The sequence below is a fragment of the Paenarthrobacter ureafaciens genome, assembly GCF_004028095.1.
In the GTDB taxonomy this organism is placed as follows: domain Bacteria; phylum Actinomycetota; class Actinomycetes; order Actinomycetales; family Micrococcaceae; genus Arthrobacter; species Arthrobacter ureafaciens.
Window position 1 is genome coordinate 2,070,182 of record NZ_SBHM01000007.1, and the last position, 25,883, is coordinate 2,096,064.

General features: G+C 64.2%; 27 protein-coding genes, 1 tRNA gene and 1 riboswitch. Of the genes, 15 read left to right on the forward strand and 13 right to left on the reverse strand.

Going from position 1 to position 25,883, the window contains the following annotated elements:
- Positions 1-7 precede the first annotated feature (7 nt).
- A complete protein-coding gene (locus AUR_RS13980; RefSeq protein ID WP_069694707.1) occupies positions 8-1,000 on the forward strand; it encodes an Lrp/AsnC family transcriptional regulator in 993 nt (330 codons plus the stop codon).
- Here the strand turns inward: AUR_RS13980 and AUR_RS13985 are convergent.
- Positions 997-2,325, reverse strand: coding sequence for a glycoside hydrolase family protein (locus AUR_RS13985; protein ID WP_128397190.1), 1,329 nt, complete (start codon positions 2,323-2,325; stop codon positions 997-999). The genes AUR_RS13980 and AUR_RS13985 overlap by 4 nt on opposite strands.
- A gap of 29 nt (positions 2,326-2,354) precedes the next feature.
- On the reverse strand, positions 2,355-3,719 hold the full coding sequence (locus AUR_RS13990) for an ArnT family glycosyltransferase (protein WP_241650927.1): 1,365 nt from the start codon (positions 3,717-3,719) through the stop codon (positions 2,355-2,357).
- Positions 3,720-4,362: 643 nt separating this feature from the next.
- Between AUR_RS13990 and AUR_RS13995 the strand changes: the two genes are divergently transcribed.
- The 3 genes from AUR_RS13995 to AUR_RS14005 are packed head-to-tail and all read left to right on the forward strand — an operon-like array spanning position 4,363 to position 5,380.
- A complete protein-coding gene (locus AUR_RS13995; RefSeq protein WP_062095206.1) occupies positions 4,363-4,587 on the forward strand; it encodes a hypothetical protein in 225 nt (74 codons plus the stop codon).
- A gap of 18 nt (positions 4,588-4,605) precedes the next feature.
- Positions 4,606-5,148 carry a hypothetical protein gene (locus tag AUR_RS14000; RefSeq protein WP_062095208.1) on the forward strand — a complete coding sequence of 181 codons (543 nt, stop codon included), beginning with the start codon at positions 4,606-4,608 and terminating at the stop codon, positions 5,146-5,148.
- Positions 5,129-5,380: a hypothetical protein gene (locus tag AUR_RS14005; protein ID WP_128397191.1), complete on the forward strand. Its 252-nt coding sequence runs from the start codon at positions 5,129-5,131 to the stop codon at positions 5,378-5,380. Before AUR_RS14000 ends, AUR_RS14005 begins: the two co-directional genes overlap by 20 nt.
- Positions 5,381-5,572: 192 nt before the next feature.
- Here AUR_RS14005 and AUR_RS14010 read toward each other — a convergent pair.
- Positions 5,573-5,662: transfer RNA gene (locus tag AUR_RS14010), tRNA-Ser, on the reverse strand.
- 114 nt (positions 5,663-5,776) lie between these two features.
- On the opposite strand from AUR_RS14010, the gene AUR_RS14015 reads away from it, so the two are divergent.
- Genes AUR_RS14015 through AUR_RS14025 form a run of 3 tightly spaced genes read left to right on the forward strand, consistent with a single transcriptional unit; the run spans position 5,777 to position 8,230 of the window.
- On the forward strand, positions 5,777-6,790 hold the full coding sequence (locus AUR_RS14015) for a zinc-dependent alcohol dehydrogenase (protein WP_062095212.1): 1,014 nt from the start codon (positions 5,777-5,779) through the stop codon (positions 6,788-6,790).
- Between the two features lie 3 nt (positions 6,791-6,793).
- The gene (locus AUR_RS14020; RefSeq protein ID WP_062095214.1) at positions 6,794-7,192 is read left to right on the forward strand and encodes a 6-pyruvoyl trahydropterin synthase family protein; all 399 of its coding nucleotides are present in this window, start codon (positions 6,794-6,796) and stop codon (positions 7,190-7,192) included.
- Positions 7,193-7,201: 9 nt separating this feature from the next.
- Positions 7,202-8,230: a glycosyltransferase family 4 protein gene (locus AUR_RS14025; RefSeq protein WP_082694606.1), complete on the forward strand. Its 1,029-nt coding sequence runs from the start codon at positions 7,202-7,204 to the stop codon at positions 8,228-8,230.
- A 25-nt stretch (positions 8,231-8,255) separates the two neighbouring features.
- Here the strand turns inward: AUR_RS14025 and AUR_RS14030 are convergent, their stop codons facing one another.
- On the reverse strand, positions 8,256-8,768 hold the full coding sequence (locus tag AUR_RS14030) for a nucleoside deaminase (RefSeq protein ID WP_062095215.1): 513 nt from the start codon (positions 8,766-8,768) through the stop codon (positions 8,256-8,258).
- Positions 8,769-8,790: 22 nt separating this feature from the next.
- On the opposite strand from AUR_RS14030, the gene upp reads away from it, so the two are divergent.
- From upp to AUR_RS14050, 4 genes are read left to right on the forward strand one after another with little or no spacing between them, the layout of a single operon-like run.
- The gene (gene upp, locus AUR_RS14035) at positions 8,791-9,426 is read left to right on the forward strand and encodes a uracil phosphoribosyltransferase (protein WP_021474806.1); all 636 of its coding nucleotides are present in this window, start codon (positions 8,791-8,793) and stop codon (positions 9,424-9,426) included.
- A 47-nt stretch (positions 9,427-9,473) separates the two neighbouring features.
- Entirely contained in the window at positions 9,474-9,851 is a 378-nt protein-coding gene (locus AUR_RS14040; RefSeq protein ID WP_062095217.1) for a glyoxalase superfamily protein, read from the forward strand.
- A 16-nt stretch (positions 9,852-9,867) separates the two neighbouring features.
- On the forward strand, positions 9,868-10,590 hold the full coding sequence (locus AUR_RS14045; protein ID WP_082694605.1) for an HAD-IA family hydrolase: 723 nt from the start codon (positions 9,868-9,870) through the stop codon (positions 10,588-10,590).
- A gap of 38 nt (positions 10,591-10,628) precedes the next feature.
- Positions 10,629-12,020 carry a pyridoxal phosphate-dependent decarboxylase family protein gene (locus AUR_RS14050; RefSeq protein ID WP_062095219.1) on the forward strand — a complete coding sequence of 464 codons (1,392 nt, stop codon included), beginning with the start codon at positions 10,629-10,631 and terminating at the stop codon, positions 12,018-12,020.
- A gap of 96 nt (positions 12,021-12,116) precedes the next feature.
- On the opposite strand, the gene AUR_RS14055 is transcribed toward AUR_RS14050, so the two are convergent.
- Positions 12,117-12,956 (reverse strand): aggregation-promoting factor C-terminal-like domain-containing protein, encoded by an 840-nt coding sequence (locus tag AUR_RS14055; protein ID WP_062095222.1) that lies wholly within the window; start codon positions 12,954-12,956, stop codon positions 12,117-12,119.
- 5 nt (positions 12,957-12,961) lie between these two features.
- A riboswitch (cyclic di-AMP (ydaO/yuaA leader) is annotated at positions 12,962-13,115 on the reverse strand.
- A 776-nt stretch (positions 13,116-13,891) separates the two neighbouring features.
- On the opposite strand from AUR_RS14055, the gene AUR_RS14060 reads away from it, so the two are divergent.
- Together AUR_RS14060 and AUR_RS14065 are read left to right on the forward strand one after the other, a co-directional pair.
- Positions 13,892-14,761: a winged helix-turn-helix domain-containing protein gene (locus AUR_RS14060; RefSeq protein WP_021474557.1), complete on the forward strand. Its 870-nt coding sequence runs from the start codon at positions 13,892-13,894 to the stop codon at positions 14,759-14,761.
- A 135-nt stretch (positions 14,762-14,896) separates the two neighbouring features.
- On the forward strand, positions 14,897-15,421 hold the full coding sequence (locus AUR_RS14065) for a SixA phosphatase family protein (protein ID WP_062095224.1): 525 nt from the start codon (positions 14,897-14,899) through the stop codon (positions 15,419-15,421).
- Between the two features lie 62 nt (positions 15,422-15,483).
- Here the strand turns inward: AUR_RS14065 and AUR_RS14070 are convergent, their stop codons facing one another.
- Complete coding sequence (locus tag AUR_RS14070) at positions 15,484-16,416, reverse strand: LysR family transcriptional regulator (RefSeq protein ID WP_062095226.1); 933 nt, start codon at positions 16,414-16,416, stop codon at positions 15,484-15,486.
- Positions 16,417-16,488: 72 nt separating this feature from the next.
- On the opposite strand from AUR_RS14070, the gene AUR_RS14075 reads away from it, so the two are divergent.
- The gene (locus AUR_RS14075) at positions 16,489-17,403 is read left to right on the forward strand and encodes an EamA family transporter (RefSeq protein WP_062095228.1); all 915 of its coding nucleotides are present in this window, start codon (positions 16,489-16,491) and stop codon (positions 17,401-17,403) included.
- Positions 17,404-17,424: 21 nt separating this feature from the next.
- On the opposite strand, the gene AUR_RS14080 is transcribed toward AUR_RS14075, so the two are convergent.
- From AUR_RS14080 to AUR_RS14095, 4 genes are all read right to left on the reverse strand, one after another.
- Positions 17,425-18,030, reverse strand: coding sequence for a proline-rich domain-containing protein (locus AUR_RS14080; protein ID WP_241650928.1), 606 nt, complete (start codon positions 18,028-18,030; stop codon positions 17,425-17,427).
- A 101-nt stretch (positions 18,031-18,131) separates the two neighbouring features.
- Entirely contained in the window at positions 18,132-18,827 is a 696-nt protein-coding gene (locus AUR_RS14085) for a TetR/AcrR family transcriptional regulator (RefSeq protein ID WP_082694604.1), read from the reverse strand.
- Complete coding sequence (locus tag AUR_RS14090; RefSeq protein WP_062095232.1) at positions 18,824-20,860, reverse strand: YhgE/Pip domain-containing protein; 2,037 nt, start codon at positions 20,858-20,860, stop codon at positions 18,824-18,826. Before AUR_RS14090 ends, AUR_RS14085 begins: the two co-directional genes overlap by 4 nt.
- A complete protein-coding gene (locus AUR_RS14095) occupies positions 20,857-21,564 on the reverse strand; it encodes a sugar ABC transporter ATP-binding protein (protein ID WP_062095234.1) in 708 nt (235 codons plus the stop codon). Before AUR_RS14095 ends, AUR_RS14090 begins: the two co-directional genes overlap by 4 nt.
- Before the next feature lie 110 nt (positions 21,565-21,674).
- Between AUR_RS14095 and AUR_RS14100 the strand changes: the two genes are divergently transcribed.
- Complete coding sequence (locus AUR_RS14100; RefSeq protein ID WP_062095236.1) at positions 21,675-23,129, forward strand: dihydrolipoyl dehydrogenase family protein; 1,455 nt, start codon at positions 21,675-21,677, stop codon at positions 23,127-23,129.
- Between the two features lie 109 nt (positions 23,130-23,238).
- Here AUR_RS14100 and AUR_RS14105 read toward each other — a convergent pair whose 3' ends face one another.
- Genes AUR_RS14105 through AUR_RS14115 form a run of 3 tightly spaced genes read right to left on the reverse strand, consistent with a single transcriptional unit; the run spans position 23,239 to position 25,867 of the window.
- The gene (locus AUR_RS14105; protein WP_062095238.1) at positions 23,239-23,925 is read right to left on the reverse strand and encodes an N-acetylmannosamine-6-phosphate 2-epimerase; all 687 of its coding nucleotides are present in this window, start codon (positions 23,923-23,925) and stop codon (positions 23,239-23,241) included.
- 10 nt (positions 23,926-23,935) lie between these two features.
- On the reverse strand, positions 23,936-24,919 hold the full coding sequence (locus AUR_RS14110; protein WP_062099022.1) for an ROK family protein: 984 nt from the start codon (positions 24,917-24,919) through the stop codon (positions 23,936-23,938).
- A gap of 30 nt (positions 24,920-24,949) precedes the next feature.
- On the reverse strand, positions 24,950-25,867 hold the full coding sequence (locus AUR_RS14115) for a dihydrodipicolinate synthase family protein (RefSeq protein ID WP_062095244.1): 918 nt from the start codon (positions 25,865-25,867) through the stop codon (positions 24,950-24,952).
- Positions 25,868-25,883: the final 16 nt, after the last annotated feature.

The following is a 25,883-nucleotide window of genomic DNA, read 5'->3' on the forward strand; positions in this document are numbered from 1 at the left end:
ACTGCCCATGCAGGATTTCGATTTCGACGAGCGTGACCTGAGGCTTTTGCATGCCCTCCAAGTGAGGCCCAGGGCACCATGGACGGCTTTGGCTCCAGTGGTTGGCGCCGACGCCGTCACGCTTGCACGAAGGTGGAACGTCCTCCAGGACCGAGGGCTCGCCTGGATGACGTCCTACAAAGGATCCGGGGCCAGGTTTGTTGGTGCCATCATCGACGTCACGTGTGCGCCGTCCATGATGTCGGCAGTCATACAAGGTCTGGTCCGCGACCGGGAGGTGGTTTCCGTCGACCAGACCGCCGGAGCCCGTGACCTTATTCTTACGGTCTTCTGCAGTACCGACGCCGAACTTTCCACGTTCCTCCTGGACCGGATTCCCGCAGTGGAGGGGATCACCAGCACGCGTACGCACCGGGTCACCAGGATGATCACGGATGCACGGAAGTGGCGTCTGAGGTCCTTGGCGACTGACGAAGTGCGGGCGCTCGAAAGGGCTGTGCCGTTGCCAACTCCGCGGGCCTCGGCAGTCAGTGCCGAGGTCGAGAAGGATTTGGCCGGGATCCTGCTGATGGACGGCAGGACGTCCGTTGCCGACCTTGCCCGACTGCTGCGCATCAGCCCTACACGGGCAAAGACCGCGCTGGCCAACGTCCTGGGTTCGCAAAGGGTGGTGGTCCGGCTGGAACTGGCGCGGACATCCTCACCCTGGCCGGTCTGCGTCTGGTACTTCCTGAGCGCCCCGGCGTCAAAGGTCGATCTTGTCGCCGCAAGCCTGGCCGGATTGAACGAAGCGCGGCTGGTTGTCACGACTGGCGGCACGCATTCCATCGCGATGGCGGTGTGGTTGCGCGGAGTCGAGGACATGGCTGTGCTGGAGCGCCAACTCGGCGAGCAGCTGCCCTACGTGGAGATCGCCGACCGGTCGATTGTGTTGCGGACACCGAAGCACATGGGCAAGCGCCTGGACACGGACGGCCGGAGGATTATCCAGGAGATTTAGACTGGCGGTTTTCGGGATCGTTCCGGGTACTGCAGGGCTCGGGTTTCCTGGATGACTTTCTTGTAGTCATCAACGTTGACCCCGCTTTCGTTGTGCTCTTTGCCCTCGAACAAACACGCTTCGAAACCGAACAAGAACATCGTCATGCCGCATTCCTTGGCATATTGCGGAGCTCTTCGCAGCTGATCGGAAAGGCTGTCTGAGCGTGGCGAACCTCCCGTAAATGGCCAGTCCGCCGGGCCGGGGTTTTCCCCCACCAATCCCAGGCCGGCGCGTCGGGCCAAGGCGCTCGTGTACCTGTGGGACGACCACAGGGAGGCACTGTCGTGCAGCACATCGTCGTCGTCGCTCGGGTGGCATTGGTCCTGCGGAGGCAAAGCATTGCGTGCTTCGACGGCGGATATGTCGTCCAGGCCGGTGAAATCCACGTCCACGCCCGGCAACGTTGACAGGACCGCGAATTGGGCGGGGTAGTCCAGGCCCCGTTCCTGGGCTCCGTCTGGATTGGCCCGCCCGTCCAGACGTCCTTTGATGGCTTTCGCCTTGTCCGCCGGCAGGACCCCACGGCCCGCAACCGGCACGTGCACTCGTCCCTGATATCCGAGCTCCCTTAGTTCGTGTATCTGCCATGCCACCGCATCGACCACAGATCGGGCGTACCAGTCCCACCACCCCTGGACCTGCCCGTCAGTCACTGAACTCCCGTTCCACGAAGGTGAACCCGGGACCCACCCCGGCATTGGGGACGGTGATACGCCTTCAGCCAGACCTTTGCCGGACTGCGGGGCGTCACCAAATGCCCAGAACTCACCTTCATGTCCGCCATCGTCAGGCCCCGGGTACCCTAACTCCCCACCGGCATTCGTCCCTACCCGTATGGCTGCGATGCCATTGAATCCCAGCTCCGGAAGGATGCCTGCCAGATAGTCATGGGCGGTTTCCCGGACCTTGGCGCTGAACACCAGCTCGGCCCCGGCTTTTTTGGGAGTGCCTCCTGCGCTTCCCTTCAAGGAACCGCCGGGCAGCTTTCGCACCCACTTGGGCGGGTAGTGCATGCCGGGGGACAGCACGACTTGCATGCCGGCGTCACGACAGTCCGCCAGCTGTTGTTGTACCTGGGCAACGTAGTGGCGGTCCACGCGCCTATCCACCGGCTGGTAGCGATCCCAAGCCAACGGCAGCTCAACAACGGAAATTCCGGCGTCTCGGAGCGCGGCGAGTCGATCGGGAGCGCACGTGGAGCCCAAAACCCCAAAGGACATGGAGCCCGGAATGCCCTGATCGGGCCCAACGCTGCATCCGGCGCCGGCACTTGCCATCGTCACCGCCAACACAGTCGAGAGGATCCGGCGATTCACCGGTACCCGCCGCTGATCGGGGGGAGAGTCAGTCCTCCGGCCACCGCGGCGTCGAGTTTTGTTCGGTCCAACTGCCAAACGACCGTGTCCCCGGACGTCGGGCCGGTAAATGTGAAAACGGGCCGTGCGTTGTTTTTGAGCCAGTCCAGAAGCTCAGGTGCCGCAAAGCCGTAGCCCTCACCCAGCTGCCGTCCTTGGGTCAGAACGTACTGGGCGCCTCCATCCCTGAGGGACTGCAGGGATGGCAGGACTTCCCAACCTTCATGCGGCAGCAACGCGAACTCGCCTGTCACGGACGTCAGGCCCACCTTCGAGGACACGGGCAGTTCGGTGTTCATCCAATCCCGTGCACTGACAAGACCGTCATCCACGACTGACCTGGCCTGTATCCCCAGCGCGAGACTGAGCACGACCATCAATGCGGAGGCCGTGACGGCGGTCCAGCGAAGCCGGGGGAGCCAGTCGACCACCATCATGACCGCCACGGGCGTTGAAACCAGTGCCGCCAGCACCACGCAGTAGCCGAATTGTTCCTCTGCCGCTCCAAAAAAGACCGAGTAGATACCAACCAAGCCTGTCAGCAGAGAGAACAAACCGATCACGCGACGGTCCGCCAAAGGGGAAAAAGCGGCGATTGCACCGGCAACGATGGAAAGCCCCAACAGTACATAGCTGGTTCCGAACCGACCGACCATATCCATGAGCCGGTCCGTCAAACTAACGCCCGCCACTGAATTGAAGCCGGTCATCTGGACAGCGCCGGCCATCCTCAGGACACCCACCGACTTCTGGTCCACGAACTGAGGCAGCAGCCCGTTGGCGGTAATCCAACCAAGATAAATTGCGTAAGGGACCATGGCCGCGGCGATGACTCTCATGGCGGTCAGCGGGGGAACGGTGTTGCGCCAGAACACGCCGAGCAGCAGCGGGACCACAGTGAAGACTACGGTCATATCTTTCGTGACGATGGCGAGCCCGAAGACCAGTCCGGCGCAGATCTCAAGCCACAGGCGTGCGGCCCGCCACTTGCGGTTAAGCAACAGCAACACCAGGAGCCACCCTGAAAGAACTGCCAGGCCAGCGGGTGGCTCCATCATGAGCCGCCCGTCCATGCGCAGCACAAAGGGGTCACTGGCCAGGACGATGCCGGCCAGCGCAGCGGGCCCCGTCCCAACCAGACGGCGGACCACAAGAAAACAGACAACCACTGTCACTGTTCCGAGGACAGTGTTGACCCAGCGTAATTGCAAGGCCAGATCCAAGGGGTGTCCTTCAAGGCCGCATAGGCGCATGACCAAAGCGTTGAGAGCGTAGGAGCCTGGGGGATGAAGGAAAAAGGGTTTGCCCAGAATGGATGGCATGTGGCCACCTGCTATCTGCCCAGCCAAGTCTGCGTAGGTCACTTCGTCGATAAACACATCGTTTGCGCGCTGAACGCCGGATGCCCGAAACTCCAAGGCAAGGAGTGCCAACAACACTGCCACCCACATGGGTTGCCGAATTACCCTTTGGATCAGGTTGGCGGGCTGCGGCTTGCTCGTTTCCGACGCCGGTACACGTGGCTTTAGCGAGTTGATGATGCCCTCCAAAATGGTGTTCGCATTGGGCGGGTGCTGTACCTACATCCTGCGAAGTGCAAAGATCGGGCTTCGCAGCTCGGCTGGAAGCCCTCACTTATGTGCAAGTGCGGACATCCGGGGTTCCGTGACGCGGGAATTGCCATCGATTGCGTCGTCACGGATAAGCGCGGAAGGTGCCCTGGGCGGCAACGGGAGGGATGCGGTCGTGGCCGCCGTGGTCAGAAAACGCGTCATGTCTTTCGCCGCATTGTGGACAACTGCAACATCTGGCTCGGTTGCTTCCGGGCTGTTGGTATTGTCATGTTCGATGCTTTGGCGCTGGTGTTTCTGCGGAAACACACATGGCTTGAAGCGCCTGCCGGTTTTCTCTTGGGGCCGGTGAGCTATGGAGGCATGTTGGCAGCAACGACTGAGAGTTGGATAAGTGCCCGAATTCGATCTTCCGCCTGTCCATGAGGTCGACCCTGAGTATCCTCTCCGGGAAGACGGCAAGCTGCCCAAACAGTTTGAAGCTGAGCTGGAATTGGTCAGCACCCTGCGCTTGAACGGAGTACTTAACTTCGCGGCCCCTATCCTGGGCGCGGTGGATCCGGAAGGCTGCAAGGTCATTGCCAACGCGATCACCAAGCACGCCGACGAAGTGAAATAGCCCAACGGCACCGGCCATATGGACGAGCAGCAGATACAGCAGATAGTCGACCGGGTCGTCGCGGCGATTGAAGGCTTGAAGCCGGGTCCGGCACAGGACTGGCAGGTTTGGGGCGCCTTTGGTTCCTATGCGACTCTCTTGGCGGCCGTCGTGGCGTTCCTGATCGGTTGGTGGAGCATCAGGCAGAAACGCGAGGCCGATGCCCGGTCGGAGTGGTGGCGCAGGACCCAATGGGCGCTGGAGGCATCCGCGTCAGATAACGATGAGATGTATTCCTACGGGACCGGGATGCTGGATCTTCTTGCCCGAAGCGAGTTGGCTACCCCGAAAGACAAAGAACTCCTGGATGCCGTGTGGGAAGTCACCGACACTGAGATGCAGGACGATAGCATTGAGCAACTCATCAACGAGGCTTCCAAGCTCAACGGCCTTAATGAGGAAGAGAAGGCTATTGTTCGGAGTTTCTATAACGTAGACGACCCTCCTGTTACGGGAGAGAATGAGGACAAGAACCAGTCCAGGAACCAGCGGGAGGAGGCAGATGGCTCCGCAGACAGATAAAGACAGAGCTCGCAAAGAACAGGTGTTCAAGAAATTGCGCCGTGAGATTCTGGCAGCCCGGCTGAAGGTTACCCTGGACGAGCAGTTGAACCGGAAGACTTCACCCGCCCAGAAGCGGCTGTCTGAAATGAAGTTGCCACCGATCACCAGGTCTACCGTCACTCCGATCAAGCGGACACCTAACTACGCAGTCAAGTCACAGAATCAGACCGGCCGGCGAGTAGCCAGCTAAGCCCGAATTCTTCAGTCCATCGGCGGCGGGCCCAGTAATTCATGCTCGCGCCGACGCATGAGCTCGTTAGGCATTCCTCCGAGAACCCGCGTAGACCAGCATCGCGCCAAGGAGCTGTGCCCGCCTGACTGATTCGAGCAAAGCAAAAGGCCCCGGTTCCCATCAAACAATGGGAACCGGGGCCTCGCTATATGGCGGTGACGGTGGGATTTGAACCCACGTTGGCTGTTACACCAAACAACATTTCGAGTGTTGCACCTTCGGCCGCTCGGACACGTCACCAACTGAAATAGGGTACCGGAGTTGGGCCCCGTTCCCCAAAACGGCCGTCGCCGTTGGGACGGATCAAGGGTCAACTTCCGTCCCGCGCACAGCAACGATAGATTCATAAGCATCATGACGATCTCTCAGGACCAAGGCGAACACCGCCCGGACACAGCGCAGGCCTACTGGGTTACGGAATCGGGCCACGGGGAACTCCGTAGGGAAGCCATCGAAGCCCCGCAGGACGGCGAAGCGCTGGTCCGAACGCTGTACTCGGGCGTCAGCCGGGGGACGGAGCGCGTGGTGCACGAGGGTCGCGTTCCGGAGCGGGTTGCGGACCTGATGCACGCGCCCCACCAAGAAGGCGACTTCCCGGGCCCCGTGAAATACGGCTACTTGAACGTTGGCGTCGTGGAGCAAGGCCCGGAGGAATGGCTGGGCAAGACTGTCTTTGCACTCCACCCGCATCAGGATTACTTTGTCCTTCCCGCCAGCCAGCTCACTGCCATCCCGGAGGATGTCCCGGCACGGCGTGCTGTACTGACCGGCATTGTGGAAGTCGCCATCAACGCTATTTGGGAAGCCGGCCCGCGGCTTGGTGATCGTGTTGCCGTCATCGGCGGCGGTTTGGTGGGTGGGGTCCTGGCGACGCTCCTGCGCAAGTATCCGCTGGACCGGTTGGAACTCGTGGACGCCGATCCCGGCAAGGAAGAACTAGCCCGGAAGCTCGGCATCCGGTTCGCAGCCCCAACTGAAGCCATGGACGACTGCGACATCGTCTTCCACTGTTCCGCCTCCAACGAGGGCCTCAAGCTCAGCCTCCAACTGGCCGGTGACGACTCGGACGTGATCGAACTTTCGTGGTTCGCCGACAAGGAAGTCACCCTGCCCCTCGGCGAGGACTTCCATGCCCGTCGGCTCAACATCCGCTCCAGCCAGGTGGGCGCCGTAGCCCTCCCAAGGAGGCACCGGAGGACCAACGGCCAACGCCTGCACGAAGCAGCGAACCAGCTGAGGGACCCGCTCTTCGACACGTTCATCACCAGTGAGTGCACGTTCCAGAACCTGCCCAGCACGCTTGTTAAGTTGTTCGAACGGCCCGGTGGTTTCTGCCACGTGGTCGCCTACCCACAGCCGGAGGAATAAGACATGTTCAGCCTGACCGTCCGACGCCATTTCATGGTCGCCCACAGCCTTCCCCGGGAGGCATTCGGCCCGGCCCAGGGCCTGCATGGGGCCACCTTCGTCGCCGAGGTGACGTTCCGCCGTCGTGAACTCAACGACGACGCAATCGTGCTGGACATCGGCGCCGCCGGCGGCATCCTCGAGGAAATCCTCGCCGACCTGAACTACAAGAACCTGGACGAACACCCGGCGTTCAAGGGCAAGCTCTCCACCACGGAAGCGCTCGCCAAGCACATCGCGGACGTCATGGCAGCCCGCATCAAGAGCACCGACGACGGTCCCGCGCTGTCCGGCATCGACGTCGTCCTGCGCGAAAACCCCGACGCCTGGGCGGGCTATTCGCTGGAGCTTCCGGGCAACTAGGCCAGGCACGTGGACATCCGCTTCATCGTCCCGGGCAACGTCCGGCACGGGTCCGGCGGCAACAAGTACAACGCCGCGCTCGCACAGCACCTGACCGCTCTCGGCGCGCAGGTTGAGACAGTAACCGTCGACGGCGACTGGCCGGTGGGCAGCGAAGCGGACCGGAAACGTTTCGCGCAAGCGCTCGACGGCGGCACAACAGTGATTGCCGACGGCCTGGTTGCGAGCGGGGCGCCTGATGAAGTGGCGCCCGCGGTCCTTTCGGGAACCAACACCTGGATCCTGTCGCACATTGCGCTGGCTGATCACCCGCGACTCGAGGGGAAGGCGCTTGCTGCGGCCAGCGGCGTGATCTGCCCCAGCGAGCATGCGGCCAGCGAACTGCTTACCAGACACGGGGAACTGGAGATCGCCGTTGCAAGGCCTGGAGTTGAGCCGGGGATCATCGCGGCCGGCTCGGATCCGCTGCGTATCGTGGCTGTGTCAGCGTTGCTGCCCAACAAGCAACAGACAATGCTCGTCGAAGCGCTCAGCCAATTGACGGACCTGCCATGGAACGCGGTGCTGGTTGGTTCGCCGGATGCGGACCCGGCCTACGCAGCAAACGTCCGGGCCGCCGTCGAACATCACGGACTGGAAAACCGGGTGACCTTCACCGGTGAGCTGGGCGGGGAAGCCCTCGAAGACCAGTGGCACATGGCTGACCTCAGTGTGCTGATCTCCACATCCGAGGCGTTCGGCATGGTGGTTGTCGAGTCACTGGCGCATGGAGTTCCGGTGTTGGTAAGGCAGGGGACCGGTGCTGTGGAAGCGTTGGGTGGGAGCGGTGCAGGCGCTGCCTTGGATCTCGACGCCCCCGGGGTCCTGGCCGAAACGCTCAGGACGTGGCTCACTGACGCGGAGGTACGCCGGACGTGGCGGGAAGCGGCCTTGGCAGCCCGTGGGCGGCTTCAGAGCTGGGAGACTACCGCCCGGACCGTTTATAAGGCCATCGAGATGACAGTTAATGCCAATCCCGAGGCCTCCGATTGGCATTAAGTGCCATCTCGCGGGCGAACCGGGCTCAGGGCACCCGGTGAGCGGCAAAAAAATCCCTCAGCAAGGCTGAGCATTCTTCCTCGCGCACACCCGCGTAGACCTCCACCCAGTGGTTCAGGCGGCGTTCACGGAGAATGTCGAACACCGATCCGACGGCCCCGGCCTTCTCATCCCACGCGCCGAATACGACCCGCGGAATCCGGGCCAGGACAATTGCCCCGGCGCACATTGCACACGGTTCCAAAGTGACCACGAGCGTGCAATCCTCAAGCCGCCATCCGTCGCCGTCAGCTCCGGATTCAGCAGCCCGCCGGCGCAGTGCGGCGGCCGCCTGCCGGATAGCCACAACCTCCGCGTGCGCGGTCGGGTCCCCGTGCGCCTCCCGTTCGTTTCGCCCGGAACCCAGCACGCCGCCGTCGGGCCCCAGGATGACAGCCCCGATCGGAACATCGTCGGTTTCCAAGGCAAGGCGTGCTTCGTCCAGGGCAAGGCCCATCCATGCCAAGTGATCTGCGTGATACGGCTCGGTAGGGCTCATGCCTCAATGATAGTTTTGGGGGATGCGCACACTCGTCGTGGACCACCCGCTGGTCGCTCACAAGCTCACCGTACTGCGGGACAAGAACACCCCCTCACCGGTCTTCCGGCAGCTCACCGAAGAACTCGTGACCCTCCTGGCCTACGAGGCCACCCGCGAGGTCAAGACCCAACCGGTGGAGATTGAAACCCCGGTCACCAAGACCATCGGCACCGCTTTCACCAAGCCCACGCCACTGGTTGTCCCCATCCTCCGCGCCGGACTGGGCATGCTCGAAGGCATGACCAAGCTGGTCCCGACGGCGGAGGTCGGGTTCCTGGGCATGGCCCGCGACGAGGAAACCCTTGACATCATCACCTACGCGGAGCGCCTCCCCGAGGACCTGACGGGGCGCCAGGTGTTCGTCCTGGATCCCATGCTCGCAACCGGCGGCACCCTGCGCGAGGCCATCAAGTTCCTGTTCAAGCGTGGAGCCTCGGACGTCACGTGCATCTGCCTGCTGGCCGCTCCGGAGGGCCTGGCCAAGCTGGAAGAGGAACTCGCCGACGCCAACGTCAACATTGTTCTGGCTTCGATTGACGAGAAACTCAACGAGAAGTCGTACATCGTTCCTGGTCTCGGCGACGCGGGCGACCGCCTGTACGGGATCGCCGGCTAGGCATAGACCCCTATTACTTTCCGTCGTGCCCCGCTAGCCTGTGGCGCATGGACTGGAAACTTGAACTGGTGTTTGTCCCCGTGTCCGACGTCGATCGCGCGAAGGATTTCTACGTCAACAAGGTCGGTTTCAACGCCGATTACGACGAACGACCTTCCGACGGCGTCCGCTTCGTCCAGCTCACTCCTCCGGGTTCGACGTGCTCCATCGCCATCGGAGAAGGGTTGTCGGACGCACCCCCAGGCACCGCTCCGAGCCTTCAGATGGTGGTGGCGGACATCAACAAGGCCCATGAACAGCTCAAAGCCAACGGGGTGGACGTCAGCGATGTCGACGTCCAGGACTGGGGCCACTTTGTGTACTTCGCCGACCCCGACGGCAATAAGTGGGCGGTGCAGTACCTCCCTCAGCGGCCCAACGGGTAACCAACGCAGGCTCACTGTGCGGCAGGATGGAACCATTATCCTTCCTGCCGCACAGCCCGGTCCGGGACATTCCCGGCAAACCCTCACCGTTCGCGCCGTCCTCTTCGACATGGACGGAACGCTGGTGGATTCGACGGCCGTAGTAGAGCAGGTCTGGCTGGAGTTCGCAGAACGCTACGGGCTTGACTACACCGAGATCCTGCGGACCTCGCACGGCGTCCAGGCCGGCGACACGGTGCGCCGATACGCCCCGGCGGATGCCGACGTCGTTGCCCTCACCGCCGAACTGGGCGAGATGGAACGCAACCGCACAGACGGCATCATTGCCTTGCCGGGAGCCGAGGCCCTGCTCGAAGCTCTTCCGGACGAGGCCATCGCACTGGTCACTTCGGCCGACCGCATCCTCGCCGATATCCGCATGCAGGCCGCCGGACTCGCCATGCCTTCGACGGCGGTTACCGCCGAAGCCGTTACGCGCGGCAAGCCGCATCCGCAGGGATACCTCAAAGCCGCGGCCTTGCTCGGTGCCGAACCGGCCGACGTCGTGGTTTTCGAGGACGCACCCGCAGGCATTGCCGCAGCAAGGGCCGCCGGGATGCGGACAGTGGTTGTGGGCCAGGCCGCCGCGCACCAAGCGGATCTGGAACCCGGCATGTGGCGGATTCCCGACTACTCGGCGGTGACCGTGGAGACCGTGAGGCACGACGACGGCGGCCACGTCATCACGCTGACGTTCTAGCCCTGTTCCACCCGGCCGGGCGGGAGTAGGCTGTGCGCATGTCTGCGTTGCCGGAGGCATACGGTGCTGCATTGGAGCGTGCCATGGTGCACGCCACCAATTGGCTCGCGTCGGTGCCCACCCGTCCAGTCCGCCCACAGTCCGACGCCGACCAGGTCGCCGCAAGCATCCTGCCGCGGCTCCCCGACGAACCTGCTGATGCCGCCGCCGTCGTTGATGAGCTGGCTGCACTGGCCGAACCGGGACTGATGGCCATCCAGTCCGGACGTTTCTACGGCTGGGTCATGGGCGGCACCTTGCCGGCTGCCATGGCGGCGGATTGGCTTGTCTCCGCGTGGGACCAAAACGCGGGCCTGCGCTTTGCCACCCCGGCGGCGGCGGCGATCGAGGAGTCTGCGGCCGATTGGTTGCTTGACCTTCTGCACTTGCCCGCCACCTCCGACGTCGGCTTCACCACGGGGGCCACTACCGCCAACTTCGTCGGGCTTGCCGCGGGAAGGCAGCACCTGATGGACGAGGCCGGCTGGGACCTGGAAGGCCTCGGCCTGTCCGGGGCGCCGAGGATCACGGTGTTCGCGGGGCGGGAGCGGCACGCTGCGGTGGACCTCGCTTTGAGGTATCTGGGCCTGGGGACATGTGTTCCCGTGGACGCAGACAGGGAAGGCCGGATCCTGCCCGACGCGCTCGATGACGCCATGGGAGAGCAACCCGGCCCGGCGATCCTATGCCTCCAGGCCGGCAACCTGCACTCGGGCGCCTTCGATCCCATGGCTGACTCCATCGGAGTGGCCCGCGACCGTGGTGCGTGGGTCCACGTGGACGGCGCCTTTGGTTTATGGGCGGCTGCGAGCCCGAAACTGCGGGAACGCCTGGCAGGTGTGGAGCTCGCTGATTCCTGGGCCACCGATGCCCATAAGACACTCAACGTTCCCTACGATTGCGGCCTGGCAATCGTGGCCCGCCCCGAAGCCATGAGGCGTGCCTTCAGCGTTCATACGAGTTACCTGATAGCGACGGATGCCGGGCCGGGGGACCCTTTCGAGAAAGTTCCGGAGATGTCCCGCCGCGCCCGCGGTATTCCGGTGTGGGCTGCCCTGCGCCAATTGGGCCGGAACGGTGTCATCGACATGGTGGAGCGGTTGGCCGAGAACGCGCGGGCGCTCGCTGACGGCCTATCCTCGATCCCCGGGGTGGAAGTGCTCAATGACGTGGTGTTCACGCAGGTCTCGGTGAGTTTCGGGAGCGACGAACGTACGCGCAGGATCACCCAGCGGCTCATGGCAGAAGGCGCCGTGTGGATGTCAGGTTCTTCCTGGCAGGGCCGGGACATCCTGCGGATCTCCGTCAGCAACTGGTCCACGGACGACGCCGATGTGGCGGCGTCGGTGGAAGCAGTCCGGCGTGCGGTGGAGCAGGAACCCGAAGCCTAGTTAAACGCCAACGCCGCCCCCGGTTCCGCCATCCGCTCCTGTAGGTACTGGTGCGTGCGGCGGCAACGGGAGCGGCTTCTCAGGCAACGTCCGGGTTTAGTACCAGTTGTTGGCCAAGTGGAATGCCAAGGCTGCGGACGGCGAACCGTAGCGTTCCTTGATGTAGTTCAGGCCCCACTTGATCTGGGTCTGGTAGTTGGTCTGCCAGTCAGCACCGGCGGAAGCCATCTTGCCGGCCGGCAGCGACTGGACAATGCCGTAAGCACCGCTGGAAGCGTTGGTGGCAGTGGTGCGCCAGTTCGATTCCTTTTCCCAGAGCGTGTTCAGGGCGGTCATTTCACCCGGACCCCAGCCGTAGTTGGCCAGGATGCTGGCAGCGTAGGCCTTTGCGGCGGCAGGATCATCAATGGCCTTGGGGGCTGCAGCGGCGGCAGCAGCTTCTGCGGCAGCCTTGTCCGCAGCGGCCTTGGCGGCGGCGTCGGCTGCAGCCTTCTCTGCTGCTGCCTGGGCAGCAGCAGCCTGCTCGGCGGCGGCCTTGTCAGCTGCGGCCTTTTCTGCGGCAGCCTTCTCCGCAGCAGCCTTTTCGGCGGCGGCCTTGGCAGCTGCGGCCTTTTCAGCAGCGGCGCGCTTTGCGGCCTCAGCCTGGGCGGCGGCTTCAGCGGCAGCGTTCTCGCGGGTCTGCGGGTCCACCTGGACCGAAGCCTGGGTCTGTGCTGCCTGGCTCATCTCCGGAAGGTTGAACGTGGCGTTTGCGGCCTGCCCGAGCGATGCAACGCCCAGCGCGGCTGCGACGACGCCGGCTGCTACCGACATGCGGTGGCCGGTCCTACCCTGGCGGGCAGCGTTCTTCAGGACATTCTGCGACTTGGTCAGGGGAGCGTTGTTTTCGTCACGGTGACGCGCCTCATGGCGCGACTGATCCTTGAATTCAGACATGTGTGATTACCTCTCAGCGCCTGCGGAGTTAGCTGTCGGGTTCGGATGAGGTCATCCGGCCGCGCGTGTAGCTGCGGCTTCACCCCAAGGGCCGGCGCAATGCCTGGCCCGGAGACTCTGGGTCCCCCGTCTCTGCCTCGAAATCAGAACGGAACTCCGGGAAGTGGCAGAGCTCGGCGCATCCCGGGTGTGGGCCAAGGTTGGGGCGACCCACTCGTTCGACGGTACAGGAGGTTCAAGCGAAAGTCACATTTAGGTAACAGAGATCACGACGCCGGTGCGTCGCCTTGCCGGATTCGCCGCGGTGGGGATGTGCCCCAAGGAAGGGCGGGGCAGGATGCGCCACGGCGCCGCGACAATCGGGGGCACTGAGGCTGCGCGGGGGTTCGCAGGTGGCGTTCGGAGCTTTTAGCAGATTGGGAGCCTGAATATCGAGTCTGGCGTCCACTTCGATTGGACAGCATCCGTTTCAGATCGTGAGATTCCGCTTGTCGGGCGCTCGCGGGAATCCAGAGGGGCATCATGCGCCATTGATCGAAGAAAGTTCAGCCAGAACGCAATATTTCTGCCCTTGACCGAACAAAACCGCATTCATTTTTGCAATCCGCTGAATTGTGATTTGCGGCACAATACTCGCGCTTATCTCAGAATGTGGACGTTTCCGCCCTTTGTTACTTGCGTGTTGTCATTGTTACGTTGCACACTTCCAATGTGAACAAGAACTCAACAGCACCTGCAGCCGCAGCAATCTTCTCCAGCTCACCCGCTGGTGACGAGTCCCGCTGTTGTCGAATGCAAGCCTAACTTCCCACCCCAGAAAAGTTTCAGGCATTCGCCCCCTAGCCCACCGTTGGGCGCCCCTCCCCAAACTCATTGCGGGGACACCAGCATTCGAAGCCGCGATGACGGCTATTCACTTTTGAGGTAAGCACTCCATGTCAGTTGCATCCGGATACGTCCACATCTCCGTCCGTAACGCCAACAAGGCCGCTTCCAACGCCGGCCTCCGCCCCGGTTTCGGTAACCGCCCCGGTTACGCACCCGGTACCCAGGCTGCTGCCCAGCAGGCTCCGGGCTACGTTCCCCAGGGCTACAACCCGAACTCCTACGGACAGTTGCGCGCCGTGCCTGCCGCTACCGAGCCCGCAGCCATGACGGCACCCACTCCGGTGGTGGCCCAGTCCGAGCGTCTCCGGCCCGTGGCCAATGACAACGTAGCCCGCGGATTCGTGCTCTACATGGGTATTGACGAAGAGACCGCGGCTGCTGCCGGGACCTCCATTGCCAAGCTGGCCCAGGAAATCCGTGCTTACGCCCAGTCGCTCGTGACCGGCGCGGAAAGCTATGCCGCCGTCGCCGTTGCTCCCGCCAGCGCACCCGGGTCCGCACTCGACGTCGTACGTTCCACATTCGGTGACCCCACCGTGGCCGCACGCCAGCGCACCGAAGCCGCACGTCCTGCGCCCCAGCAGGAAGCGCGCCCGTCCGGCGTGCTCATCGACCTCGCCCGCCGCGAAGTCCACCTCGACGGCGAATCGCTTAACCTGACGTTCAAGGAATTCGAACTCCTCAACTACCTCGTTGAGAACGGCACCCGCACGGTGGGCCGTGACGAGCTCCTCGAAGGCCTGTGGCGGAACGCCGAGGAAGTCCCCAACGAGCGCACCATCGACGTCCACATCCGTCGTCTCCGCTCCAAGCTGGGCCGCCTCGCCAACACCGTCCGCACGGTCCGCGGCCAGGGCTACCGTTTCTACGAGCACCCCGAGGTCATCGTCTGGGCCGCTCCGGAATACTCGATCTGATCCTGTAACTGCCGAAAGGCGGCACATCCCTCTGCGCCTGCGCTCACTCGAGCAACCACTGCGCTGACGGAATGTGCCGCCTTTCGTTTTGTCTGGTCAGTGAGTATCTGCCTGGCGCGGCTATAAGGTATTTGGATGAGCGACCACCACCTGAGACGGCTTGTGATCATGCGCCACGCCAAGGCGGACTGGCCCGTGGGCGTGCCCGACCATGAACGCCCCCTCGAGGAACGCGGGCACCGCGAAGCCCCGTTGGCCGGAAAATGGTTGTTGAAGCACAAGGTGGTCCCTGACTTCATCCTGTGTTCCTCGGCCCTCCGGACGCGCCAGACGTGCACATGGATCTGCGATGAACTGGGCGAAAAAGCTCCTACGCCCAAGCTCGAGAACGGGCTGTACGCAGCCTCGGCCACAGAGATGCTCGCGGTCATCAACCACGTACCGGACACAGTTACTACGTTGATGGTGATCTCCCACATGCCGGGCGTGCAGGACCTTGCCATGCGGCTGGCTTCCCGGGACTCGGACCACGACGCCTACATGGATGCCGCCACCCGCTACCCGACCAGCGCCTTGACCGTGCTGGAGACGGAGAAGCCTTGGGCTGAGCTCGACGGGCAAGACGCGCGTTTGATCCACTTCAAGGTGCCGCGCCACTAACCCCCCGCCTCTTACCTCAACTGGCTGGCATTAGGGGTTGTTCCCAGCGCTTTTGGCAACCACTAATGCGAGTCAGTCGGGACCGCGGGGAGTTCTTCAGCGGCGGCCACCTCCCGGAGAAGGCGAACCGTGTGGCGGATGTTGGGACTCGCTGCCATGGTCTTGCGGTACACGATCCCTACGGCGCGCTGCTGCACGGGATTCACTACCGGGACGGCAACAACCCCTGCCGGAAGCGGCGGCCTGCCCAGCCGGGGGACCAGCGCCACGGCCACCGACTGTTCCACCATGGCGATGTGCGTCGAAAAGTCGGGATCGTAGACGCGAATATCCGGCACGCGGCCCAATCCAGCGAAGATCTGCAGCAAGGCCTCGTTACAGATGGCTCCCGCCGGCGTGCTCACCCACGTTTCGTCCAACAGGTCAAGGCGTTCGACGGCGGTCCTCGCCGCCAGCGGATGGCTGACGTTGAGCAGGACGTCGGCCTGGTCGAGGCACAGGTCTTCGTGGGCCATGTTCTCCGGGATCACGAGTGGCACTGAGTTCCAGTTGTGGACTACCGCGAGCTCGGCTTCGCCGGTTGCAACGCGTTGGATGGCCTCGCGCGGGTCCTCGGCGAGCACGCTGACCTCCAGCTCGGAATCGGTAGTCGCGATCCGTCCCAGCATGGGCCCCACCAGGCCGCGGCAGGCTGTGGAGAAGGCCACCAGCCGGAGTGTGCCCGACGGCTTCTCCGGATCTGCCAGCAGGGTTGCCTGCAATTCCTCGAGCTCGCCCAGAATGCGCCGACCGTATCCGGCCAGGGCAACACCACGTTCGGTGAGGAGTACCCCGCGCCCGTTGCGCTCGAGCACGGCGACTCCGGCCTGCTTCTCAAGTTTCTTGATCTGCTGCGAAACGGCGGACGGGCTGTAACCCATCGCCTCTGATGCGGCCACCACGGACCCGTGCTGATCGACCGCAACCAAGGCCCGGAGCGTGGAGATATCGATCATGAAGCAAATCTACATTGTCGCGTACCGAATTCAACGCTGGTGCTTCATTGAAATGAACGTAAGAGTGGACTTGTGAACCTTCGTCATTCCGTGCTCGCAGTGCTCGTTGCCGTGCTGTGGGGCATCAACTTCGTTGCCATTGACCTCGGCCTGCACCCCGACGGCCGGGACGTTCCCCCGTTGTTGTTCGTGGCCTTTCGTTTCCTGTTGGTGGTGTTTCCCTGCATCTTCTTCATCCGCAAACCTGATGTGGGCTGGAAGGCCATTCTCGGCGTCGGGCTCTTTATGAGCGCAGGGCAGTTCGGGCTGCTGTACCTGGGCATGGCGCTGGGCATGCCGGCGGGGCTGGCTTCGCTTGTCCTTCAGGCGCAGGTGCTTTTCACTATCCTGCTTGCCGGACGGTTCCTGGGTGAGCGGCCGACGCGGAGGCAGATGGTGGGCGTGGTCCTGGGCATTGCCGGCTTGGGCGTAGTGGCTTTGGGTCGGAGTGCCGTGGCCCCGGTGCTGCCGCTCATGATCGTGCTGGCCGCCGCCTTGTCCTGGGCAGTTGGAAACGTGGTGGCCCGGCACTCAAAAGCCACATCCGGCCTGGGCTTGGTGGTATGGTCCGGAGCCGTGGTTCCCCTGCCGATGGTGGTTTTGTCCCTTGCGGTGGACGGTCCGGAGGCGGTGCTGGAAACCATTGTTGACTTGCAACCGGCAACCATCCTGAGCGCGGTGTATACGGCCGCCTTCGCATCCCTAATTGGTTACGGGATCTGGAACCGGCTGCTGACGCTCTACCCAAGTTCCGACGTCGTGCCGTTCACGCTGCTGGTTCCGGTGGTGGGGATGACCGCCGCCTGGCTGGTGCTGAGCGAGGTCCCGACCGCCGCCGAGATCCTGGGCGGTCTGGTCCTGCTCCTCGGCGTGGCGACGGCAGTGCCGGGTGTGCCCCGCAAGCGATCCGTTGTCAGGTCCGGTGAACGCCTCAAGATTCCGCGGTAGGGCGCAGGGCGGGCCTCGCAGCTAGCGCTTGGTGGCAGGCTTGCGCTGGGTGGAAGCGTTCGACGCCGGCCGCTTGGCAGGCGTCGTTGGCTTGCGGGGAGCGGGGCGCTTGGCTTGGGTGGCCGGGCGCGGGGTGGGATTTCGCTGGGCCGGTGGCGGGCTTGGTTTCCGCCGGGCCGGTGCCCGCTTGGTAACAGGGGCCGGCCGCTTGGCAGGAGCAGGAGCAGCCGTTCGCGAGCCAAATGACGGCATCACGGCGCCGAGGAACAGGACCGCCACGGTTCCCACGCCGGCAACGGCAGCGAGGTAGAAGTAAATGTCCGAGTCCTTGCTGCTGACGGCACTGCCCATGGCGTTGGAATCCTGGTTGAATGCCAGCCCCCACATCCGGAGGAAGGCTATGCCGAATCCGACAAACAACGTGGTGCCCACCGCGGCCAGAAGGACAACCAGGTAGCGGCGTCGGTTGAAGACCTGGACCAGTGAGGCCAGATAACAAGTGAGGACGGCGCCAAGGAAGAGGTAAAGAACCACTTCTTCAAGGACCACTGCGGCCAACACCAAGAGCCCCAAGGAGACGAAAGCAGCTACGATCGCGAGCTTTCCACTGTTCCCCATGTGACGCATGGGGTTAATCATCGCCGACCAAGCCGCCACGCCACGCCGTCGTAGATTGCAGTTCTGTACCGTTCAGCGGAACCGGGGTGTCTGCGGGCTAAACGGCAGGGCTACTTGATCACGTACCCGTGCATGATGGTCATCACGGCGGCCACGCTTTGCCCGCGGGTGCGTTCCGGGTTGTATGTTTGCCGGTCGAGTCCCACCACAAAGATGGCACCGAGGATGGCCGCTTCCAGGCTTCCCCGGGCAATGCTCTGGTCAACGGGATAGTCGCCCGCCACGTGGTCTACGACCGACCCGATCACGGCCAGCAACTCACCCCGGAGTTCGGCAAACACCGCGCTCCACTCACCGGGAGCGCGCCAGTTCTCGCTGACCCACAGCCGTGCGAAGGAAGGATAGTCGTCCATGAACTCCATGGCCTGCTCCACCATGTTCGCCATGGCGTCCAAGGGGTCCGCGACCTGCCCTTCGATGGCCTGGAGGCGTCCGAGCATGATGTCCACGCCGTGGCGCAGGAGCTGGGCGATCAAGTCCGACTTGCTGCCGAAGTTGTAATAGACCGTTCCCTTGGAGACTCCGGCTGCGGCCGCAATCTCGTCGACGGTCACGCCGGCTGCTCCGCGCTCGCCGATGAGTTCCATCGAGGCCTCGAACAGGCGCTGCTTGGTGGCGTTGGTGCGCTCGGGACGCAGCTTCTTTCCGGTGGCACCCGTGACGCCGGCAGCCCGGACGCCGGCAGCCCGGACGTCGGCAGCCTCAGCGGTGGCCGCACGGGCCCGTGCGGCCTCTGGGGTGCTCATACGGCGATCTCCGGCTTCAACGTCTTGAGGGTCCACGTCTTATGTTTGCGGACTGCAAGGGTGGACAGTACTGCTCCCAGCACAGTGTAGCCAAGCAGGCCCAGTACCGTTGGCCAGATCATGGTCAGTTCGCCACCGTAGATCAGGTGCCGCATACCGGTGACCACGTAACCCATGGGCAGGACTTCATGGACTACGTGCAGCGGCATTGGCGTGGTTTGCCAAGGGAACGTGCCGCCCGAGGAAACCAACTGGAGGACCAGCAGGATCAGCACCACGAACTTGCCCGGCGTACCCAGGAAGGCCACGATTCCTTGGATGATCGCGCTGAATGCCATCGCCGCGGCCAGCATGAACAGCCACGTGCCCACGGGGTGTGCCGGGTTCAGCCCCAGGCCCAGGTCCACAACGAGCGTCAGGACGGTGGCCTGCAGGACGGAGACGGCGAAGAACGGCAGCCAGCCGCCGACGGCGATTTTCCATGAGCGTGCATTGGATGCCAGTGCCCGTTGGGTGATGGGCCGCATGGCCTGAACAAGCATGAACACGCCGATCCACAGGGCCAGGGTGAGGAAGAACGGTGCCAGGCCCGCGCCATAGGAGCTCGCCTTGGCCTGGGAGATGTTGTCCACCGCCACGGGGTCGGCGATCACCTTGGAAACGTTGCTCTTCTGTTCGTCATTGGGGTTCGGAATGTCGCCCGCGCCCTTGGACAGTTCAGAGGCCAGGGTGCCGGCGCCATCGGATGCCGTCACTGCTCCGGTGGCGAGTTGTCCGGCGCCGTCGTCCAGCCGGTGTGCGCCGCCGTCGAGCTTGGTGGCTCCCTCCAACGCGGCCTGTTGGCCGCTTGCCAAGGTGGATGCACCGCTGCTGAGCTGGTCCGCGCCGGCGGAGGCCTTGCCGATGGCGTCCGTCAGCGCAGGCGTTGCTGCGGCGAGTTTCGCGGCCCCGGCACTCACTGCGGCTGAGCCGTCGGAGAGCTGCTGGATCTTGGCCGCGTCATCGGCGATCTTCGTCCTGGCGTCCGACACCGGGCCGGAAGCCGCTGCCGCGTCGAACTCCGCCAGGACCTTGGCTGCCTGTTCCGGCGTCAGAACACCTGCCGCGACCAGCTTGGAGTTGGCCTCCACGACGCGGTTTCGCATGCCCTTGTCCGCTGCGTCCAACTGCCCGACGACGTCCTGCACCTTCGCGTTCAGCTGCGCATTTCCGGCGGCTACTTGGGCGGCCCCGTCGGCAAGTTTGCGCGAATCGGCCGGCAGCGTGGCGGTCTTGTCCTGCAATTCGTTGAGCCCGGAACTGAGCTGGCCGGCTCCGGTGTTGAGCTGATTGGCGCCGTCACGGAGTTTCGTCTGGCCGCCAACCAGCTGGTCGGCGCCGGTAGCCAACTCCGTGGTGCCGGCGTGAAGGGTTGCAGCGCCATCACGGAGTTTGCCGACGCCGACAGCGAGCTCCCCGGCGCCGTCGGCGGCTTTGACGATGGAGGCGTGGATGGTGCCGAAGCCCGTGAGGAGTTGGTTGGCTGTTTCCTCGCCTACTTCCTTGGCCACGGTGGAGTGCACCGCGGTGGTGAGTTTGTCCACGATGGTGCTGAGGAGGTAGTTGTTCGCGTCATTGGTGGTGACGTGGAGCATGGCCTGATCGGCGGCGTCGAAGCTGCCCGGAGAGGCGAGGTTCGCGGAGAAGTCCTCGGGGATCCGCAACGCGAAGGCGTATTTGCCGGTCTTGACCCCGGCGTCCGCCTCCTCGGCGTTGGCGACTTGTTTCCAGTTGAAGACGTGCCCGTCCACCAGGTTGTCTGCCACTTTCTTGCCGGCCTGCAGTTCCGCGCCGTCCTGTGATGTGGCGCCCTTGTCTTCCACCACCAAGGCAGCGTCGATCCGGTCCAGGTTTCCGTACGGATCCCAGTTCGCGTAGAGGTACACGGCTCCGTACAGCAGGGGAACCATGGTGAGGGCGAGGATGGTCAGCTTGGGCAGGAGCCCGCCGGTCATGCGCTTGAGTTCGGAGCGGGCGAGCCGCAGAACAGTCACGGTGCAGTCCTTTGGAGGTGGTGGGTTGGAACAGGTTCGGTGCTTTCGGGTGTCGGCTCTGCCTCCGGTTCGGCCGGGCGCCGGACCGAGTTGCCGATCACCGCTGCGGGGCCTGTCCAGTTGTCCGGAAGGGCTGAAACGATCCCGACGACGGCGAGCGGCCGCCCGGCGTCGGAGGCCAACGCCTGAAGTCGAGGCAACCACGCGGCGGGGTCGGCACTATGGCGGTCTGGTGAGTCGACCACCAGGAGGTCCACGGCGGGATCAGCCAGTGCGAGGGCGGTCAGTAGTTCCAAGCGGCGGCCGGGCGGCAGCTGTTCAATCCAGAGTCCGGCAATGTCCTCGAACCGGTTGACCTTCAGCCATGGCTTGCTGAGCAATGCGCCGCGGTAACGGCGCGGGATGAGCGCCAGGTCCTCGGTGACCAGGTCACGGACGCTGAGGTGCTGTTCCGGTTCGTTGACGCCGGGGGAGTCCACCAAGGCGCTGGCGGCCCGGATCTTCCTGGTTTTTGGCTGGTTGTCCCAGCTCAGCGTCCCGCTGCCCGGCTTCATCCGGCCGCTGAGGGCCAGCGCCAGGGCGGTCCGTTGTTCCTGTCCTTGGCCGGAAACCAGGAGGAGTTCGCCGCGCTTGGCTTCGAGGGATGTTGGCGGGAGGAGATCGGTTCGCCGGCCGTTGATGTGAAGTTGCTGTGCAGACAGCACGGGCAGGGCCTTTCGGAGTAACGATGTCTGAGTCGAGTCTAACTAAACTGACCGGTCAGTTCAAATAGCAAGCTCTCACAACCGGACGGCTCCCGGCGTAGGCTTCTCCCATGACTGCCGAAAATTCCCGCGAATTCGACGTAATCGTGATCGGCGCGGGCGCCGTCGGAGAGAACGTCGCGGACCGTGTGGTGCAAGGCGGTTTGTCTGCCGTGGTGATCGAAGCCGAGCTCGTGGGCGGTGAGTGTTCGTACTGGGCCTGCGTCCCTTCCAAAGCCCTCCTCCGTCCCGGCAGCGCCTTGCACGCAGCCCAGCTGATCCCCGGCGCAACCGAGGCCATTACGGGAGTCCTGGATGCTGAAGCAGCCCTCAAACACCGGGACTGGTTCACCAACAACTGGCAGGACGGCAGCCAGGTGGAATGGCTTGAGAGCACGGGCATTGAGCTCATCCGGGGACGGGGACGAATTACCGGGCCCCGCGAAGTCCAAGTCGATGGCCTGGACGGTAACAGCTACGCGCTCAAGGCCCACCACGCCGTGGTCATCGCTACGGGTTCCAGCCCCACGGTCCCCGACGTGGAAGGATTGTCCGACGTTCCGTTCTGGACCACCCGGGGAGCCACCGCAGCCAAGAAGATACCCAGGCGGCTCGCCGTCCTCGGCGGGGGAGTGGCCGGAGTCGAGCTGGCCCAGGCCTTTGCCCGGCTGGGCTCCATGGTCACGCTCATCGCCCGGAGCCGCTTGCTCGGCAGCTACCCGGAGGAAGCCGCCGCACTGGTCCTCGCCGGGCTCAGGGCGGACGGCGTGGCAGTGCACCTGCACACCGACGTCGACAAGGTGGAAGAGGACGACGACGGGTCACTGACCATCACGTTCGACGGAAGTACCGTGAGCGCAGACGAACTCCTGGTTGCTTCCGGGAGGCACCCCGCATTGGCAAACCTCGGCCTGGAAAATGTGGGCCTCGCCGCCGACGGCGGGAAGCTCACACTGACCACGGACGTCAGCGGGCTGGTGGACGGCCCGGCAAGCGACGGCACCAGCGGCTACTGGCTCTACGCTGTGGGCGACGCTGCCGGGAAGGCCTTGCTGACTCATCAGGGAAAGTACGCGGCCCGCGCCACCGGAGACGCAATCGTCGCACGGGCCAAGGGCAAGCTGCATGGCACGCCCAAGCCTTGGAGCCCTTGGGCCCAAACCGCCAACCACCACGCTGTACCGAGCGTCGTGTTCACGGACCCCGAAGTTGCCTCCGTAGGCCCGAGCCTTGAGCAGGCTCTTCTGGACGGAAAGAACGTCACGGGTGTCGAATTACCCATCAACGTCTCCGGATCGCAGCTCTACTCGCCCGACTACAAAGGCTGGGCGCAGATCGTCGTCGATGAGGACCGCCGGGTCATTCTGGGCGCAACCTTCGCGGGTCCCGGGGTAGCTGAACTCCTCCACGCCGCGACCATCGCGATTGTGGGCGAGGTACCCCTTGACCGCCTCTGGCACGCCGTCCCGGCCTTCCCCACCCTGAGCGAAGTGTGGCTTCGCTTGCTGGAGAAGTACGGGCTCTAAGCTGCGACCGCAAAAATTTGCTGCATCATTCCCGTCTGAACCCTCGTATCCCCTATAACTACGGGGTTGCGGGAAGGGCATGCGGCTAATGATTGAGCAAATTTTGGTGCTACGCGTGCATCGCACCCTTGAACCAGCCCGTAATGGACGCCGGGTGGGTGATGGCCGTGCCGGCCACTACTGCGAAGGCGCCGGCATCGAGGGCCTGCCGGGCATGGGCGGGTGTATGGATGCGGCCCTCGGCGATAAGCGGTTTGCCCAGGTTCGCCGAAGCGATTTCCGCCAGCAACGCCAGGTCCGGCCCATCGGTCTTGGGGCGCTCGCCAGAGTACCCGGCGAGGGTGGTTCCGATGAGGTCTGCACCGCCTTGGACGGCAGCGGCAGCGTCGTCGAACGAGCCGCAGTCGGCCATCACCAAGGCATGGGATTCGGCATGGATACCGGCAATGGTCTCTGCCAGGGACAGGCCGTCCGGCCGGGCACGCCGAGTCCCGTCAATGGCCACCACATGCGCGCCGGCATTCGCCACGGCAAGGGCATGACGGAGGGTGGGTGTGATGAAGACGCCGTCGTGGCCGTCTTTCCAGAGTCCGATCACCGGCACCTCGACGGCGGCGCGGGTGAACTGCACGTCCGCCAACCCTTGGACGCGGACGGCCGCAGCACCGCCAATGACTGCGGAAGCCGCCACCTGGCCGGTGGTGCGGGGATCACGCATGGGCTCGCCGGGGTACGCCTGGCAGGAAACAATCAGCTGGGAACGGAGGGCCTCGAGGCCTTCGGCGGTGAGGATCATGGTCCCTTCCTTACTTAAGAACGAGTTTCGCAGCGCCGACGATCGCCGCCGTATTACCCAAGGTGGCGCGAACTACCGGTACGGAAGCCAAAGGGGCCAGGAGTTCCTGGCGCAGGGCGGTCTCCATGGGCTTCCACCAAAGCTCCCCGGCGTCGGCAAGGCCGCCGGACACCACCACGACTTCAGGGTCAAGGATATTGATGAGGCCGCCCAGGGCTTGCCCGGCGGCTTTGGCACCGAGCCCGACGGCGGCACGGGCGGCGACCACGGCACCGGGAGCGGCGCCGGCAGTGGCAGCGACGCCGCTCACGGCGTCGTGGTTCCCCTGGGCGATCGCGAACACACCACGGGTATCGGCGGCCTCCGACGCCAGACCACCGAACCGGAGGTAGGCCGCGTGGATGGCGGGCCCGGAAGCGACGGCTTCCACGTGCCCGAAACCACCGCACACGCAGGGCAGCGGATTTCCGTCCACTACGGCGTAGGGGGACGCGAAGTGCCCCACATGGCCGCCAACAAAACGGTGTCCCAGGAACGGCGAGCCGTTCAGGACAAAGCTGCCGCCCACGCCTGTACCGAAGGCGACCATGAGGGAACTGTCGGTGCCTGCGGCTGCACCCAGCCATGCCTCGCCGAGGGCGTGCGCATGGACGTCGTTGACGGCCCGGACCGGAAGTCCCACACGGGCGGAGAGCCCTGCAACAAGCTTCGTTCCGGTCCAGCCCAGGATGGCATCCGTTGCGGAGACCACGGTCCCGGCCGCGGCGTCGATGACTCCCGCGGAGCCGACGCCGACGCCGGACGCTGTCAGTCCGGCGTCGGCAGCGCGCTCAACCAAGCCCGAAACCAGCGCTGCGGTGGCATCCAGGATTGCTTCGCCACCGGTCCGGTTCAGCGTCGGAATGGTCCCCGACATCAGTACCTCCCCCGACTCTGAGACAACCCCGGCGGCGGTTTTGGTACCGCCGAGGTCAACGCCGATCACGTGGGTCATGGAAGCGGTCATCGAACCGGTCATTGAGGACTAGACCAGCCCGTTGCGTTCCAGGATGGCGCGGATCGCGGCGGTCTCTGCGTCGTTCAGGGTCAGCATGGGCTGACTCATGGTGTTGGACTCGATGATGCCCATCACCTGCAGGGCGGTCTTGAAAGCGCCCAGGCCCGCAGCGCCGCCGGAAACGCGGCCGTTGGGGGTGTAGACGATCTCGAACACATCGGCCAGACGGTCTTGTTCCCGCGCGGCCAGGGCCCAGTCTCCAGCCTGCGCGGCATCGAAGAGGCGGCGGTAGCCGGCCGGATCAACGTTGCCGAGGCCGGGAACAACGCCCTGTGCGCCGCCGAGGAGTGCGCCGTCCACCACCACTTCGTGTCCGGTGAAGATATCGAAATTGGGGATGTCCTTGGCCTGCAGCAGCAGTTGGCGGAAGGAGACGTCGTCGCCGGAGGAGTCCTTGACGCCGGCAATCACGCCGTCGCGGCCAAGCCGGACCAGGAGGTCGGTGGGCAGCTTGAAGTGGGTGCGGACGGGCACGTCGTAGGCGAAGATCGGCTTGTCGATGGCCGCGTGGATGCTGCGGAAATGGGTTTCGGTCTCCGCGACGTTGCCGATCGCGTAGTACATGGACGTGACAACGATCGCGTCGGCGCCGAGGTCCACTACCTTCCGGGCTTCCTCGATGACGCGGTTGGTGGTCTGCTCGTTGGCACCCACAATCAGGGGAACCGCACCTGCGTTGGCTTCGGCGATGGTGGTGACCACCAGTTCGCGCTCGGCGTTGGTCAGGTAGGGGACCTCGCCGGAGGAGCCCAGGACGAAGAGCCCGGCCACACCGCCGTCGATCAGGTGCTTGGTGACGTTCTTCAGCGAGTCGGTGTCGACGCTGCCGTCGGCGTGGCGGGGGGTGATGACCGGGGGAATGACGCCCTGGAACTGAGTGGACACAGAAATCTCCGTTGGT

Coding starts and splice junctions, on each gene's coding strand:
- AUR_RS14110 (WP_062099022.1), bottom strand. CDS start 24,919: ATGACCCACGTGATCGGCGTTGACCTCGGCGGTACCAAAACCGCCGCC.
- AUR_RS14015 (WP_062095212.1), top strand. CDS start 5,777: ATGACGATCTCTCAGGACCAAGGCGAACACCGCCCGGACACAGCGCAG.
- AUR_RS13990 (WP_241650927.1), bottom strand. CDS start 3,719: ATGCCATCCATTCTGGGCAAACCCTTTTTCCTTCATCCCCCAGGCTCC.
- AUR_RS13980 (WP_069694707.1), top strand. CDS start 8: ATGCAGGATTTCGATTTCGACGAGCGTGACCTGAGGCTTTTGCATGCC.
- AUR_RS14080 (WP_241650928.1), bottom strand. CDS start 18,030: ATGCGTCACATGGGGAACAGTGGAAAGCTCGCGATCGTAGCTGCTTTC.
- AUR_RS14000 (WP_062095208.1), top strand. CDS start 4,606: ATGGACGAGCAGCAGATACAGCAGATAGTCGACCGGGTCGTCGCGGCG.
- AUR_RS14020 (WP_062095214.1), top strand. CDS start 6,794: ATGTTCAGCCTGACCGTCCGACGCCATTTCATGGTCGCCCACAGCCTT.
- AUR_RS14050 (WP_062095219.1), top strand. CDS start 10,629: ATGTCTGCGTTGCCGGAGGCATACGGTGCTGCATTGGAGCGTGCCATG.
- AUR_RS14040 (WP_062095217.1), top strand. CDS start 9,474: ATGGACTGGAAACTTGAACTGGTGTTTGTCCCCGTGTCCGACGTCGAT.
- AUR_RS14030 (WP_062095215.1), bottom strand. CDS start 8,768: ATGAGCCCTACCGAGCCGTATCACGCAGATCACTTGGCATGGATGGGC.
- AUR_RS14060 (WP_021474557.1), top strand. CDS start 13,892: ATGTCAGTTGCATCCGGATACGTCCACATCTCCGTCCGTAACGCCAAC.
- AUR_RS14100 (WP_062095236.1), top strand. CDS start 21,675: ATGACTGCCGAAAATTCCCGCGAATTCGACGTAATCGTGATCGGCGCG.
- AUR_RS14070 (WP_062095226.1), bottom strand. CDS start 16,416: ATGATCGATATCTCCACGCTCCGGGCCTTGGTTGCGGTCGATCAGCAC.
- AUR_RS14085 (WP_082694604.1), bottom strand. CDS start 18,827: ATGAGCACCCCAGAGGCCGCACGGGCCCGTGCGGCCACCGCTGAGGCT.
- upp (WP_021474806.1), top strand. CDS start 8,791: ATGCGCACACTCGTCGTGGACCACCCGCTGGTCGCTCACAAGCTCACC.
- AUR_RS14005 (WP_128397191.1), top strand. CDS start 5,129: ATGGCTCCGCAGACAGATAAAGACAGAGCTCGCAAAGAACAGGTGTTC.
- AUR_RS14055 (WP_062095222.1), bottom strand. CDS start 12,956: ATGTCTGAATTCAAGGATCAGTCGCGCCATGAGGCGCGTCACCGTGAC.
- AUR_RS14105 (WP_062095238.1), bottom strand. CDS start 23,925: ATGATCCTCACCGCCGAAGGCCTCGAGGCCCTCCGTTCCCAGCTGATT.
- AUR_RS14065 (WP_062095224.1), top strand. CDS start 14,897: ATGAGCGACCACCACCTGAGACGGCTTGTGATCATGCGCCACGCCAAG.